A 14,007-nucleotide genomic window follows, 5' to 3' on the forward strand; every position below is an offset into this window, starting at 1 on the left:
CGCGCACCAAGCGAGATCGCGCATTCGCGCGTTCATGAGAAATCGCGCATTCGCGCGGGCTTCATGCCGGCTGCCGTCAGATCGGCCGCGAAGGCCGGGCCGGCGTAATAGGCGAATTCGTGCATGCGCGCCGCACCGATCGGGTCGGTCGCGTGGAACGGACCGCCGATTGCCGGATGGCACATGGCGAGCGGTACCCGGCCGCCGGCATCGAGGAACAGCCGGAACGTTTCGCCGAACGGCCGGTCGGTCCGGAACGCGGTCACGCCGCGAAAGCTGTCGTTGGTCCGGATGCCGCGCGCGGCGCATTCCCGCACCAGACCGCCCGCGAGCAGCGACAGGAACGCCGTCTTCGGCACCTCGATGCCGCGCCGGACGATGCGTGCCATCGGCTCGGCGCAACTGCGAACATAAGTGCGGTCGGCGCGCAGTCTTCCGCTGTCGAAATGCGCCATCAGCGCGTTGCGGACCTGCGGCAGCAGGTGGACGTGCTGGTGGCCGTCGACGTGATCCGGAGCGCGGCCGAACAATGCTTCGAAACGGTCGATTTGCCGCCCGATCTCGGCCTTGATCTCCGAATACGGCAGCAACATTGCGACACCCTTCGCAACGAGGGGGCCGAGGCGCGGCGGAACACCTTGCGGTGCGAAGCCGGGCATGGCCCCGAGCGGCGCGAGGTCGGTCAGCGTCAGGTGCAGGCCGATGTCGGCCAGATCGGCGCGCGCGAGGAGGCGCGCGGCATTCTGTTCGGCAGTCGGGCCGCCCACCATGACGCTGGTCGCGGTCATTCGCCCGTCGTCGATCAACGCGATGACGGCTTCGTCGATACCTTCGGACAGACCGAAGTCATCGATGCAGAGAATGATGCGACCGTGGTTCATGCGCGTCTCGGATCTCCGCGACGGGATTGACGTTTCGTCCCTCGGCGTGCACGTCTTTCGCGCGCCGATCGTCACATTTCGGATCGGCCATCGGCTTACTACGGTCGAGGGCACCAAGGAAAGGAAAAGGTCCATGTCGGTCGATGAGGCGTCGCGTAGCGCGACCGCACCGGTCGTGAGCGTCGTGCTGCCGATGCGCAACGAATCGCGCGGGCTCCAGCGCCTGTTCGAACGCCTGACCCCGGCCCTGACCGCGCTCGGCCTGCCCTACGAGATCATCACCGTCGACGACGGCTCGACCGACGACACGCTCGACAAGCTCAAGGCCTATCGCGCCACCGTGCCGGGCCTGAAGGTGGTCAGCCTGTCGCGCAATTTCGGCAAGGAGATCGCGGTCACCGCCGGCCTCGGTCGCACCTCGGGCCGGGTCGTCGTGCTGATGGACAGCGACCTGCAGCACCCGCCGGAGTCGATCCCGGCACTGCTCGAGCCCTGGACCAAGGGCTATGCGGTCGTGTTCGCCCGGCGCATGAACTTCGATCGCGGCAGCTTGGCGCGCCGCGCGTTCAGCCACGGCTTCTACAAGCTCTTTGACATGATGAGCGAGGTGAAGATCGACCGCGAGACCGGCGATTTCCTCGCCATCGACCGCAAGGTCGTCGATGCGTTCCTGGCCATGCCGGAGCGCAATCGCTTCAACCGCGGCCTCCTGTCCTGGGCCGGGTTCCGCACCACGACGATTTCGGTGCACATCGAGGAGCGCCACGCCGGCACCTCGCAGTGGGGCTTCCTGAAGCTGCTGCGGCTCGCGACCAACGCGATCACTTCGTTCGGCACGCTGCCGCTCCGGATCTGGACCTACATCGGCGGCGTCGTGTCGGCGGTCGCGCTGCTCTACGGCGCCTATGTCATCCTGCGCACGCTGATTTTCGGTGCCGACGTTCCGGGCTATCCCTCGATCATCGTCGCGGTGCTGCTGTCGGCCGGCGTGCAGCTGATCGGCCTCGGCATCATCGGCGAGTACCTCGGCCACGTGTTCTCGGAAGTGAAGCGCCGGCCGCTCTACTTCGTGCAGGAGGCCGTCGGCTTCGACGAGCCGCCGGCCCATCCGCGCGCGGCCGAAACCGGCATCGAGCAGGCGACCGTCGAGCAGGCCGGCGGCCTCGACGCGCAGGCCACCGACCATGCCGGCTGATCGCGGTTCAAGCGCGCCGCAGGCCGAAGGGGCCGCGGCGGGCGCGGCAGGCCGGGCGCGCTCGCTCGTGCTGCTCGTGATCACGGTCCTGTTCCTGGCCGCGGCCTGGACCTACGTTGCCTGGCCCTGGATCTCCGGCCGCTTCACGGTGCCGTGGGACGCCAAGGCGCATTTCCAGGCGCAACTCGACTTCCTCGCCGACTCGATCCATCGCGGCGAGAGCTTCCTCTGGAACCCCTACATCTTCGCCGGCTGGCCGCAGATCGCCGACCCGCAGTCGCTGATCTTCGTGCCGGCCTTCATGGTGCTGTCGCTGATCGACGCGGCGCCGAGCTTCGTGGCGATGGACGCGACCGTCTATGTCGCGCTCGGCCTCGGCGGCCTCGCGCTGCTCGGCTATTTCCGCGATCGCGGCTGGGCCACGGCGGCCGGTGCCGTGGCGGCGTTGTCGTTCACCTTCGGCGGCGCGGCCGCTTGGCGCGTGCAGCACACCGGGCAGGTGATGAGCCTCGCGCTGCTGCCGATCGTGTTGTTCTTCCTCGCCCGCGCGATCGAGCGCCGGTCCTTTGTCAATGGCATCCTCGCCGGCGTCGCCGCTGCCTTCATGGCTGCCGGCCGCGACCAGATCGCGCTGCTCGGCCTCTATATGCTGGCCGCCTATGCGCTGGTGGAATTGTTCGGCGCGCCGGGCCGCGTCAGCCGGCTCAAGGGGCGCTGCCGCCGCTCGTCGCCGGCGGTGTCGCCGCGCTGCTCGTCGTGGCCGTGCCCGTGGCGCTGTCGGTGATCCTGCTCGGCGAATCGAACCGGCCGGAAATCGACTTCATCGGCGCCGGTCGCGGTTCGCTGCATCCGGCCTCGATGATCACCGCGGCGATCTCCGACCTGTTCGGTCAAGGTGCGCAGGAGGTCGACTACTGGGGCCCGCCGAGCGAGGCCTTCGGCGTCACCGACATCTATCTCGCCCAAAACATGGGCGCCTTCTATGCCGGCGCGATCCCGATCGCGGCGATCCTGTTCCTCGGCATCGTGCGCGGCGAGTTGCTCCGGCGCGAGATCGTGTTCTTCACGATCTTCGGCGTGCTGTTCGTGCTCTATGCCTTCGGCTGGTACACACCGGCGTTCCGGCTCATGTACGACTTCCTGCCGGGCGTGAAGATCTACCGCCGGCCGGCCGACGCGACCTTCATGATCGGCTTCGCGATCAGCATGCTCGGCGGCTACTGCGCGCACCGCTGGATTTCCGGCGAGGTCGCGCCGGCGAGCCGCGCGACGCGGGTCGCGCAGTGGATCCTCGCCGCGATCGTGTTCGTCGCGCTGCCGACCGCCTTCGCGCTGCATGCCGATCGCGTCGCTGTCGCGATCAAGCCGACGCTGGTTGCGATGGGCTTCACGCTGGTCGCGGTCGGGCTGATGATCCTCGGCCGCCGGCTCGGCTCGCGGCTCGCGGTCGTCACGATCGGCCTGTTCGTCGCCTTCACCGCCGTCGACCTGCACATCAACAACGCGCCGAACGAGTCGACCGCCTATCCGTCGGAAATGTTCAACGCGATCCGGCAGGACACCGACGATCCGACCATCCGCTTCCTGAAGGAAGCCACCGCCCGCGATCAGAGCCCGACGGTGCGCGACCGCGTCGAGCTGGTCGGTCTCGGCTTCCACTGGCCGAACGCCAGCATGATCCACCGGCTCGACAACACGCTCGGCTACAACCCGCTGCGGATCAAGTCCTACGCACAGGCGACCGGCGCCGAGGACCACGTGGCACTGCCGCAGCAGCGCGTGTTCTCGGCCCTGATGCCGAACTACGACTCGCTGCTCGCCGACATGCTCGGCCTGCGCTACATCGCGATCGGCGTTCCGCTTGCGCAGATCGATCCGCAGGCGTCGAGCCGGCAGGTGCACGAGGTCGCGCATTTCGAGGGTTCGTGGATCTACGAAAACCCGAACACGCTGCCGCGCGTGCTGTTCGTGCCGCAGGCGGCGACGGCCGACTTCGACCAGATCATCAAGACCGGCCAGTGGCCGGAGGGTTTCGATCCGCGCAAGACGGTTCTGCTCGGCGCCGGCGCGCCGGTCGGCGGTGCCCCGGCGCCCGAGGGCACGGATCTGACCAAGGCCGTGGCGATCACCGCCTACCACAACGCCACGGTCGAGATCGCCGTCGATGCGCCGGTCGAAGGCTGGATCGTGCTCAACGACGTCTATCATCGCTGGTGGGGTGCGACCGTCGACGGCCGGGACGCACCGATCGAGAAGGCCAACGTCCTGTTCCGGGCGGTCAAGGTGCCGGCCGGCAAGCATACGCTGGTGTTCACCTTCCATCCGTTCCGCGGCGCGATCGCGGATCTGAAGGCGAAGTACCTGCCCTGACGGCCTGCCCCGCCCTAGTGGTCAAAATCTGACGCTTGCATCCTGCAAGCATCAGATTGATTTGACCACAACGTCAATAAGTTAGTGGTTCGGATTCACGAGACGGATGGGATCCATCCGTCTCGATCGAGCCACTAGCGGCGGGGCAAGCCCCTTTCGCGGCGCAGCAGGGACGGCTAGGGTCGGGTCTTCAGAATCCCCGAGCAGTGCCGCGTGACCCGATGACCGACCTCGCGACCGAGATCCTCGCCAATCTCGTCTCCTTCGACACGACCAGCCGCAACTCGAACATTCCGCTGATCGAGTGGGTCGAGGACTATCTCGGGCGCCACGGCACCGCGTCGACGCGGACTTACGACCCGACCGGCCGCAAGGCCAATCTCTGGGCGACGATCGGCCCGAAGGACGTCGCCGGCTACGTGCTCTCCGGCCACACCGACGTGGTGCCGGTCGACGGTCAGGCCTGGACACGCAATCCGTTCGAGCTGACCGAGGAGAACGGTCGCCTCTATGGCCGCGGCACCACCGACATGAAGGGCTTCCTCGCGGTGTGTCTCGCCAAGGTGCCGGACATGGTCGCGGCGAAGCTCGCCCGGCCGATCCACCTCTGCTTCAGCCATGACGAGGAAGTCGGCTGCATCGGCGTGCGCTACGCGCTCGAGAAGATCGACGAACTGGCGCCGGCGACGCCGCTCGGCTGCTTCGTCGGCGAGCCGACCTCGATGCAGGTGGTCGTCGCCCACAAGGGCAAGCACAACTACCGCGCCACGGTCACCGGCCGGCCCTGCCACTCGTCGCTGGCGCCGCGCGGCGTCAACGCGATCGACGCGGCAGCCGAACTGATCCTCGCCATCAAGGCGATCGAGAAGCGGCTCGAGCGCGAGGGACGGCGCGACCCGCTCTATGACATCCAGCATTCGACCGCGCATACCGGCACGATCCAGGGCGGCACGATCCTCAACATCGTGCCGGAGGCCTGCAGCTTCGTGTTCGAGTTCCGCATGCTGCCCGGCGACGACCACAAGCCGCTCGAGGACGAGCTCCGCGCCTATGCCCGCGACGTGATCGAGCCGTGGATGAAGGCGATCGATCCGGCCACCGGCATCGAGATCGAGCTGATCACCGGCATGCCGGGTTTCGACACGGCGCCGGAGGAGGACGTGGTCGCGCTGTCGAAGCGCTTCGCCGGCCGCAACGACCACGCCAAGGTCGCCTACGGGACCGAGGCGGGCCTGTTCGTCGCGATGGCCGGGATTCCGGCGGTGGTGGTCGGCCCCGGCGCGATCGCGCAGGCCCATACGCCCGACGAATGGATCGAAAAGGCCGAGCTCGACCGCTGCGGCACCTTCATCGATCACCTGATCCGCCACTGTGAGATCGCCTGATCGCGGCATCGCGGCGGCGGAATGCCGCGCCGTGTCTGTCGGCGGCGGACAATCGGCCGCGGCCGGACCGTGCTAATCCGCTCTCCCCGAGGCCATCCGGCCCCATCCATCCCTGTCCTGAACGGAGACTTCTTTCATGAGCGACATCTGGTTCCGCACCGGCGAGGCCACTGTGCTGGCCGCCGATGGCCAGGTCACGGACGCGATGCCCGAAGTGCTGATCGGTTCGGTCCGCGGTCCGGTCGGCCAGGCCTTCGCCTCGATGATGGGGCAGGTCCAGGGCCACACCCGCATGTTCGTCGTGCGCGACCTCAACCAGCAGGTCCGCCCGGCGACCATGATGACGACCAAGGCGACGATCCAGTCGCTCGAATACGTCAACCTGCTCGGCGGCGTCGTGCAGGGCGCGACCGGCGACGCCATCATCGACTGCATCATCGAAGGCATCCTGCCGAAGGACGGCCTCGACGATCTGTGCATGATCATCATGGTCTGGCTCGATCCGCGCACCGCGGAAGATCCGAACCTCGACAAGCAAGACCTCTATCGCACCAACTACGAGGCGACCAAGCTCGCCATCGCGCGCGCGATGAAGAACGAGCCGTCGATCGACACGCTGATCGCCAACCGCAAGACGGTGAAGCACTACGCGCTCGACGGCGTCATCGATTACTGAAAACTGACAAGCCGGCCGAGGGCGGATATCGCGTCGGCCGGCGCGGTCAATTTGTTGACCTGCCGTAACGTTTCCTTCAGCGCCGACCTATAACGTCGTCGCATGGTTTCCGTAGCGACCAAAGCGAGTTCCGACGAGATCCACCTTCTCGTCGGCGCTCTCACCAACATCGACCAGGCCGTCCTGCTCGTGGACGGTCAGCATCGGATTGCCTACACCAACCCCCAGTTTTGCGGCCTGTTCAAGCTCCCGCCGGCGCTCGTGCGGCCCGGCAGTACGACCCGCCGTCTGCACCGCTATCTGGCCGAGGCCGGGGAATACGGCGACGGCGACCGCGACGAGCTGGTCCGGCAGCGTGAGAGCGTGATCGAGTCGCGCAGTCGATATCGGCTCGAACGGCTGCGCCCGAACGGCATGTATGTCGAGGTGGTCGGTAATCCGGTTGCGGGATTCGGCTACGTCTTCACCTTCACCGACGTCACCGAGCGCAAGCTCCGGCAGCTCGATCTAGAGGCGGCGGTGCAGGAGCGGACCGAGGAGTTGCGCCGGGCGAACAGGGAACTGGCGCGGCTCGCCAATCTCGATCCGCTGCTCGGGATCATCAACCGCCGCGCCTTCATGCAGATCGCCGAGGAGAAATGCCGGGCCGCCCGGGCCTCCGGCCAGCCGCTCGCTGTGCTCATGGTCGACCTCGACCATTTCAAGTCGATCAACGACCGTTTCGGCCATGCCGGCGGCGACCTCGTGCTGGGTGCCGCGGCGCGCGCGATGCAGGAGGTGATCGGAGCGGACGACGTCCTCGCCCGGCACGGCGGCGAGGAGTTCGTGATCCTGCTATCGAACAGCACCGTTGAGAGCGCCGTGGCGACCGCCGAGGCCCTGCGTCGGGCGATCGCCGGGATCGAACTCGATCTCGCGGGCCGGTGCGCGCGCATCACCAGCTCGGTCGGCGTGTCGACGGTCGCTTCTTCCGAGCCGACGGTGTCGGTGGCGATCGTCCGCGCCGACATGGCGGTCTATTCCGCCAAGGCGGCGGGCCGCGACCGCGTGATCTGCCTGCCCGCCTGATCTCGGCACGCGGACGCCGGATCCTCCGACCGCGGCCTCTTCCTTCATCGCCTTCGGTTCAGCGCGTCCCCGTCGCGACACTCGACAGCGATCCGCCGACCTGCTGGATCCGATCTCCGAAACCTTCGCGCGAGTTGGCATCGACGATCGCCGCCGGCGCCGTGACGATGGCGGCCGCGGTGTTGCCGACCGCGCCGGTGACGCCAGTCACGATCGTGCCGAGCCGGTCGCCGACACTGGCCTGACCCGTGCCCATCGAGCGGTCGCCCTCGATCATGCCGACGCCGATCGCCTGCACGATCTCCGGGGATTCCGCAAAGCGTCCATGGCGCGCCGGATCGGTCGCCTCGACCCCGGTGATGTCGATCGGACGGATGCCTTCCTTGACCAGCTCGGCCATGACCGTCGCGTCGCGCGGATCGGCGCCGAGCGCGCCGAGCCGGGTGCCGGCGCCCCAGACCTTGGTCGAGAAGCCGAGTGCGCGGTCGTCGCGCGAGATCAGCACGGTGATGGTCGGATGCGGCTGCGGGATCTCCGCCATCTGCTTGCGGAAGACGTCGGTGTCGAGGTCGGGGGCCGCGAGCACGACGTTCTTCAGCTTCGGCACCAGCCGCTTGTTGCGGATCGCCATCTGGCGAAGCGCCTCGACCGCAACCCAGTTGCCCATCGAGTGCGCCACCAGCGTGATCTCGCGGACGCTCGGATTGCGCTGCAGGGCCTGCAGCCCCTCCTCCAGCATGTCACGCGAGAAATTCGCGCTCTCCCGATCGTAGCCGTAGTCGAGCAGCCGGCCGCGCGACGGCCAGGTGAACAGGATCGGTGCAGCGACATCGCCTGTATCGTTTGCGAACTGCGCGAAGCGATAGACCGCTTCCTCGAACTTGGTGTTGTAGCCATGCACGAAGACCAACACGCGGCCCTTGTGCTTGGCGGCGAGCGAGGCGAAGCGCGCCTCGGCCGCCGGGCGGGTCATGTTGGCGACGACATTGGTGGTGACGAAGTCGGTCGCCGGGTTGCCGGGCAATTGCTGAGGCCAGTTGACCTCGCCGATCTTGCGGGCACCCTTCGGCGGGATCGAGATCTCGATCTCGGTCAGTTCCACGCCGTGGGCGCGCTCTCCGTTGTAGAGCTTGGCGCGGTTGTGGTCGCGCAGGCGGTTGGTGACCACGATCATGTCGATGCAGTTCGCCGGGGCGGCGCAGCGCGCCTGCGGCGCCATCACGCCCTCGGCATGGCCCGCACAGCCCGCGAGACCGAGACCCGCGAACAGCGCCAGATGGCGGATCCGCAACAGTCGGTGCATGTATCCACTCCGTTGCCCCGACATCATCCCACGCCCGCGACGTTCGAGGCTCCTCCTTCGTAGAGGCGGAGCATGACACGTTCAAGGTTTTGCGCGCGCGGCCCGCAACACGAAGGCGATCACCTCGGCCACGGCCCGGTAAAGCTCCTCGGGGATTTCCGCGTCGAGATCGACCGAGCTCAGCGCGGTGGCAAGCAAGGGGTTCTGCTCGATCACCACACCGCTCGCCGCCGCCTTGTCGAGAATCGCGTCGGCGATCGCGCCGCGCCCCTTGGCGACCACGCGCGGCGCGGCGGGCGCCTCATAGCGGAGCGCGACGGCGATGCGGGGCTTGTCTGGCTCGCTCATCGGCGCCTCACAAGCTGAGATCGACGATGCGCGTCGAGGGCTTCACCTCGTCACGCGGCGGCGTGCCGGCGGCGAGCCGGATCTCGTCGACCGGTAGCGCGGCGGCCTCGAGCGCGCCGCGCAGATCGCCGACCTCGGCGCCGAGCGCTGCGGCGACTTCCGGGCGCTCGGCCCAGAGGCCGATCGCCAGCCGGCCGCCGGAAAAGCCGATCCGGGCGTGCACCGCGCCGATCGGTTCCATGTCGATCGAGAAGCGGACACGGATGGTCGGCTCGCCCGGCGCTTCCGGACCGGAACGGCCGCGGCCGTCGCGCTCGACGCGCACCTGCATCATCGCCGTGCCGTCGCGGGCGGCGATCGGCACCTCGAAGGTCCACTCCCGGCCGGTCTGCCGAACCTGGTCGGCATCGCGCGGCTGGCCGGACAGCTTGGCCGGATCGATCGAGGCATATTGTTCGAGGACGATCCGCTGGACCGCGCTCTCGGCCGCCTCGGCCGCATGGGCGCCGAGGCGCTTCGGATCGGCGGTGATGGCCGGGTCGAGCGCTGCCGGCGGCTGACCGTGCAGCGGCTGGCCGCGCCGGGGCGCCTCGGCACGCGCGGCGCCCGGACCGGCCGGGTCGTCGTTCGCCGGGCGACCGCCGGCCGCGTTCGGGTCGAGGCCGGCCTTGGCAGCACCGTCGTCGCCGCTGCCGAGGAGCGCGGCCGGATCGAGCCCTCGCCCGGCAGCGCCGGGCTGCCCGGCCGCCGGCACAATGCCGGGCGACGTTGCGGCCAGAGGTGCGCCATCGAGATCGATCGGTTGGGCCGCGCCAGCGCCAACAGCGGCTGGAGCGACGTTGCTCGACTGCGCACCGGCAGGAACAACGCCGCCGGACTGACCGGGGCTGCGACCGGCGGCACCGAGCGCCGCATCGGTGGCGGCACCGGGAGATGCGGTTCCGGCAGCCGGCTGGGGCGCGCCCGCGAGCGCGGCGAGGCCCGGCCGGCGCGCTCCGGCATAGGCCGCCGCGGCTGCGGCGGCCCGCAGATCCGCCGGCGATTGCGGTGCATTTTCGGCGGCGGGCTGGGTCGCCGCCGACGCGGCTGTCTTGTCGGCGGCCGCAACCCCGTTGCCCGCCCCAACGACCGCCGCGCTGCTCCCCGATCCGGCACCGCCGCCTGCAACAGACACAGCGGCCCCGGCACCGGCACCGGCCGATGCGCCGGCCGTCGGCCCCGCGCCACCGACGGCGGCCCGGCCGATCCAGGCTTCAATGGCCGTTTTCAATCCCGCGAAGGCGGCCTTGAGATCCTGTGTGGTCGCCGGGGCGGACGCGCCATCGGCGAGCTTGGCCTCCAGGAACACGCCCGAGTTCAGGAAGGCGCTGCGCACGGTGGCGGCGTCGATCTTGCCGTCGCCGAGACGCGTACCGACAATGCGGGCGGCCAGCGCCCGGACCGCGTCGGGCACCCCGGCGCCCTTCGCCTGCGCCAGGGCCTGCGCCGCGGCGAAGGCGGGCGCCAGACTGTCCTGCCGGGCGGCCGCGCGACCGACCGCATCGGCCAGTGCCGCGCCGAGGTCGGCCGCCGTCGGCCCGGCGGCTACCGGCTTGTCGCCGGCGGACGGCGCCAGGATGGTCAGCACCGGCAGACCACCCTCGTCAGATGCGCCGACCGACAGCCGCAAGGTATCGCCGGGTGCGAGCGCCGCGCCCGTTGCGCCGGTCAGATCGGCGGACAGCGTACCGAAGCGGGTCGCGAGCGTGGCGAGCGCGTTCTCGAGCGCGATGACGCGCGCCTCGATCACGCGGCCGGCGGCGAGCGTCGGATTGCCCTCGCCGAGCACCGCGAGCGTGCGCGCGAAGACCGCTTCGACCGGTTCGATGGCCACCTCAGCCGCTCCCCCTCGCCGAGGGGCGCCGGACGAGCCCGGCGCCACGGATTGCATGAAGTGTAGCCGAGCAAGCGTCGCTTGGAAGGGGCGAGATCGCGGGATCCCGGCGCCCCCATGCGCGGCCGGGTGCCCTTGCGGAATGCGTTTGCGCAGAAGTCGTGCGCAATGGCTGCACAGAATTCGTGCGCACTGCAAATTTCGAACGACTTGCTGAACTTTCCACGCCGTTTTTACATTATGTTCGCAGAAGGCGCCTATAGGTGCCGCTGCCGGCCGTCGCCGGCTGCCTTCCCCTTATCGAACGAGCGTCGCCGTGCAAGAGTTCAAGCGCGTTCTCGGTCATTTGTCTGCGCCCAGCGCCTTCGATTTCGGCCTGATTCTGTGCCTTCTCGGCATGGCCGCGATCGGCTTCAGCCTGTCCTGAAGGCCGGCCTTTCAGCGAGATCTCGTCCGACGACGTGGCGAGGTCGCCGCGCTCCTGCCGCTCCGTATCCGCCGCCGCGCCCTCGTCGGCCCGGCCGCGCGGCTTATAGCATCATCGCCAAAGGGATCAGGTGATCCGCTCAACCCCTCGTGCGCCCGCGCTCGGGGGCTTCCCTGTTTGTGTCACGGACGGGTCGGGGCACAAAAAAGCCCGGGCAGGACCCGGGCTTGTTGCAGGCGTCCGATCGGCTCGGATCAGAAGAGCCTCGCCAGATAGAACAGCGCGTCGAGGCCGGCCAGCACCACGATCAGGCCGAGCGCGAAGCGCACGCGCCGCAAATCCGCCGCCGCCACCTCCGGCTTGGCCGGAGCCGCCGCCGTATCGGCACCCAGAGCCGTTCCGCCCAGCGAAGTCCCAGCGAGAGCCGTCCCGACGACCGAACCCGTATCACTCACGAACGACATATTTCCGCCCTCGAATTTCAAAGCTCCGACCTTCCGAGCATCGCCTTCGGTTGCTTACCGATTTCTGAATCTCGGTGAGCAACGAACCGGAAAAGCTGGGCATCACAAGGGCCTCGTGCCCGTCTCGGCCACATCGGCGACGCGCAGTTGCACTCTTGCATCACCTTGCCAGTGGTCCAGCCCGAGGTAGCCGGCCACATGCAACGGCCGACCGCGCGCACCGAGGATGGCGCGGCCGAGCGGCTCGTCGGCGGCGCGGAAGGCGATGGCCTTCAGGGTCGAGCCGTCACCCGCCGCGAGCTGCAGCCGCACATGGCCGCTGCCGACCGTATCGGCGAAGGTGATGCGATGGGCCGGGAAGGCGAAGACCGGCTCGGAATGGCCCGAGCCATAGGGGCCGGCCTTCTCGATCATCTCGACGAAGGCGCGCGTCGCCGCCCCGGCCGACAAGGCGCCATCGACCTTCAAGGCCACATGCGCACTCGCCGCCGCGACCGGATCGCTCAGGCGCGCTTCGAGAAATGCGGTCAGGTCGTCGAGCCGGTCGCGCGCCACCGTGAGACCGGCCGCCATCGCATGACCGCCGCCCTTGACCAGGATCCCGGCTTCGACCGCGGCACGCACGGCGGCGCCGAGATCGACGCCGGGGATCGAGCGGCCCGAGCCGGTGCCGTGGCTGCCGCGATCGAACGAGATCGCGAAGGCCGGGCGCCGCAGCCGCTCCTTCAGCCGCGCCGAGATGAGGCCGACGATGCCCGGATGCCAGGTCTCGGCATGGGCGACCACCACCGCCGGCGGCTGATCGCCATGGGCGGCGAAGACCTGCGCGTCGGCTTCCGCCAGCATGCCGGCCTCGATCGCCTGCCGCTCCTTGTTCAGCGTATCGAGCTCGGCCGCGATGCGCTCGGCCTCGACCGGATCGTCGGTGGCGAGCAGGCGCGCGCCGAGCGCGGCGTCGCCGATGCGGCCGCCGGCATTGATGCGCGGGCCGATCATGAAACCGAGGTGATAGGGCGAGACCGGGCCGGACAGGCGTGCGACGTCGGCGAGCGCAGCAAGGCCGGCATTGCGGCGCCCGCGCGCGGCGGCGAGCCCCTTCACCACGAAGGCGCGGTTCAGCCCGACGAGCGGCACGACGTCCGCGACGGTGCCGAGCGCGACCAGATCGAGCAGCTCGAGCAGGTTCGGTTCGGCCCGGCCACGGAACGCGCCGCGGGCGCGCAAGACCCGATTGAGCGCCACGACGGTCAGGAAGGTCACGCCGACGGCGGCCAGATGGCCGAGGCCGGACAGATCGTCGTGGCGGTTCGGGTTCACGATCGCGACCGCCGACGGCAGGCTCGCGCCGACCTGATGGTGATCGACCACGACGGTGTCGAGCCCGATCTTCGCCGCCGTTTCCAGCGCCTCGTGGCTGGTCGTGCCGCAATCGAGCGTCACGAGCAGCCGGGCGCCGCGGCCGGCGAGCGTCTTCAAGGCCTCGGAGTTCGGGCCATAGCCCTCGATCAGGCGATCGGGGATGTAGATCTCGGGATCGGCGCCGACCTGGCGCAGGTAGCGCGCGAGCACGGCGGCGCTGGTCGCGCCGTCGACGTCGTAGTCGGCGAAGATCGCGATGCGCTCGCCGGTCCGGACCGCATCGGCGATGCGCTCGACGGCGGCGCCCATGTCGGTCAGCGTCGCGGGATCCGGCATCAGATCCTTGATGGTCGGATCGAGGAAGGCGAGCGCCGCATCGATGCCAACGCCGCGGCCGGCGAGCACGCGCGCGACGAGATCCGGCAGGTCGTGCCGTTGCACCATGGCAAGCGCCGCCGCCGCGCCGGACGTATCGAGCCGGTCGCGCCAGGGCCGGCCGGTCGCCGAACGCTCGACACCGAGGACCGCGCGCGCCGCGTCGTCCTCGGCAAAGCCGGAGAATCGCTGGAAAGTCATGGCGCGATTCTAGCGGATTTTCCGCGGCGGCGGGGAGCGATCGGCAGCCGCCTGCCGGATACCGGACTTGAGGCAGCGTAAA

General features: G+C 69.2%; 12 protein-coding genes. 6 read left to right on the forward strand and 6 right to left on the reverse strand.

Annotated elements, in window-relative coordinates:
- Positions 1 to 32: 32 nt before the first annotated feature.
- Positions 33 to 1,016, reverse strand: a complete 984-nt coding sequence (locus ABS361_08850) for a ChbG/HpnK family deacetylase (GenBank protein XBY46307.1) — start codon at positions 1,014 to 1,016, stop codon at positions 33 to 35.
- On the opposite strand from ABS361_08850, the gene ABS361_08855 reads away from it, so the two are divergent.
- The 6 genes from ABS361_08855 (at position 1,015) to ABS361_08880 (ending at position 7,575) form a co-directional block, all read left to right on the forward strand.
- Positions 1,015 to 2,076, forward strand: a complete 1,062-nt coding sequence (locus tag ABS361_08855; protein ID XBY46308.1) for a glycosyltransferase family 2 protein — start codon at positions 1,015 to 1,017, stop codon at positions 2,074 to 2,076. The two genes, ABS361_08850 and ABS361_08855, sit on opposite strands and share 2 nt — an antisense overlap.
- Positions 2,066 to 2,860 (forward strand): hypothetical protein, encoded by a 795-nt coding sequence (locus tag ABS361_08860; GenBank protein ID XBY46309.1) that lies wholly within the window; start codon positions 2,066 to 2,068, stop codon positions 2,858 to 2,860. The genes ABS361_08855 and ABS361_08860 overlap by 11 nt, the downstream gene beginning before the upstream one ends.
- The gene (locus tag ABS361_08865) at positions 2,833 to 4,446 is read left to right on the forward strand and encodes a YfhO family protein (protein XBY46310.1); all 1,614 of its coding nucleotides are present in this window, start codon (positions 2,833 to 2,835) and stop codon (positions 4,444 to 4,446) included. The genes ABS361_08860 and ABS361_08865 overlap by 28 nt, the downstream gene beginning before the upstream one ends.
- Before the next feature lie 221 nt (positions 4,447 to 4,667).
- Positions 4,668 to 5,831, forward strand: a complete 1,164-nt coding sequence (gene argE, locus ABS361_08870) for an acetylornithine deacetylase (GenBank protein ID XBY46311.1) — start codon at positions 4,668 to 4,670, stop codon at positions 5,829 to 5,831.
- A 136-nt stretch (positions 5,832 to 5,967) separates the two neighbouring features.
- The gene (gene fae / locus ABS361_08875) at positions 5,968 to 6,507 is read left to right on the forward strand and encodes a formaldehyde-activating enzyme (protein ID XBY46312.1); all 540 of its coding nucleotides are present in this window, start codon (positions 5,968 to 5,970) and stop codon (positions 6,505 to 6,507) included.
- Between the two features lie 102 nt (positions 6,508 to 6,609).
- Complete coding sequence (locus tag ABS361_08880; protein ID XBY46313.1) at positions 6,610 to 7,575, forward strand: diguanylate cyclase; 966 nt, start codon at positions 6,610 to 6,612, stop codon at positions 7,573 to 7,575.
- A gap of 58 nt (positions 7,576 to 7,633) precedes the next feature.
- Here the strand turns inward: ABS361_08880 and ABS361_08885 are convergent, their stop codons facing one another.
- From ABS361_08885 to recJ, 5 genes are all read right to left on the reverse strand, one after another.
- Positions 7,634 to 8,878 (reverse strand): alpha/beta hydrolase, encoded by a 1,245-nt coding sequence (locus tag ABS361_08885; GenBank protein ID XBY46314.1) that lies wholly within the window; start codon positions 8,876 to 8,878, stop codon positions 7,634 to 7,636.
- Positions 8,879 to 8,959: 81 nt separating this feature from the next.
- Positions 8,960 to 9,226, reverse strand: a complete 267-nt coding sequence (locus tag ABS361_08890; protein XBY46315.1) for an EscU/YscU/HrcU family type III secretion system export apparatus switch protein — start codon at positions 9,224 to 9,226, stop codon at positions 8,960 to 8,962.
- 7 nt (positions 9,227 to 9,233) lie between these two features.
- Positions 9,234 to 11,297: a flagellar hook-length control protein FliK gene (locus ABS361_08895; GenBank protein XBY46316.1), complete on the reverse strand. Its 2,064-nt coding sequence runs from the start codon at positions 11,295 to 11,297 to the stop codon at positions 9,234 to 9,236.
- 483 nt (positions 11,298 to 11,780) lie between these two features.
- Positions 11,781 to 11,990 (reverse strand): hypothetical protein, encoded by a 210-nt coding sequence (locus tag ABS361_08900; protein ID XBY46317.1) that lies wholly within the window; start codon positions 11,988 to 11,990, stop codon positions 11,781 to 11,783.
- Positions 11,991 to 12,092: 102 nt separating this feature from the next.
- Positions 12,093 to 13,925: a single-stranded-DNA-specific exonuclease RecJ gene (gene recJ, locus ABS361_08905; GenBank protein XBY46318.1), complete on the reverse strand. Its 1,833-nt coding sequence runs from the start codon at positions 13,923 to 13,925 to the stop codon at positions 12,093 to 12,095.
- Positions 13,926 to 14,007: the final 82 nt, after the last annotated feature.

Source organism: Ancalomicrobiaceae bacterium S20 (genome assembly GCA_040269895.1).
In the GTDB taxonomy this organism is placed as follows: Bacteria; Pseudomonadota; Alphaproteobacteria; order Rhizobiales; family Ancalomicrobiaceae; genus Methyloraptor; species Methyloraptor flagellatus.

Coding starts and splice junctions, on each gene's coding strand:
- fae (XBY46312.1), top strand. CDS start 5,968: ATGAGCGACATCTGGTTCCGCACCGGCGAGGCCACTGTGCTGGCCGCC.
- ABS361_08855 (XBY46308.1), top strand. CDS start 1,015: ATGTCGGTCGATGAGGCGTCGCGTAGCGCGACCGCACCGGTCGTGAGC.
- argE (XBY46311.1), top strand. CDS start 4,668: ATGACCGACCTCGCGACCGAGATCCTCGCCAATCTCGTCTCCTTCGAC.
- ABS361_08900 (XBY46317.1), bottom strand. CDS start 11,990: ATGTCGTTCGTGAGTGATACGGGTTCGGTCGTCGGGACGGCTCTCGCT.
- ABS361_08885 (XBY46314.1), bottom strand. CDS start 8,878: ATGCACCGACTGTTGCGGATCCGCCATCTGGCGCTGTTCGCGGGTCTC.
- ABS361_08890 (XBY46315.1), bottom strand. CDS start 9,226: ATGAGCGAGCCAGACAAGCCCCGCATCGCCGTCGCGCTCCGCTATGAG.
- recJ (XBY46318.1), bottom strand. CDS start 13,925: ATGACTTTCCAGCGATTCTCCGGCTTTGCCGAGGACGACGCGGCGCGC.
- ABS361_08860 (XBY46309.1), top strand. CDS start 2,066: ATGCCGGCTGATCGCGGTTCAAGCGCGCCGCAGGCCGAAGGGGCCGCG.
- ABS361_08880 (XBY46313.1), top strand. CDS start 6,610: ATGGTTTCCGTAGCGACCAAAGCGAGTTCCGACGAGATCCACCTTCTC.
- ABS361_08850 (XBY46307.1), bottom strand. CDS start 1,016: ATGGACCTTTTCCTTTCCTTGGTGCCCTCGACCGTAGTAAGCCGATGG.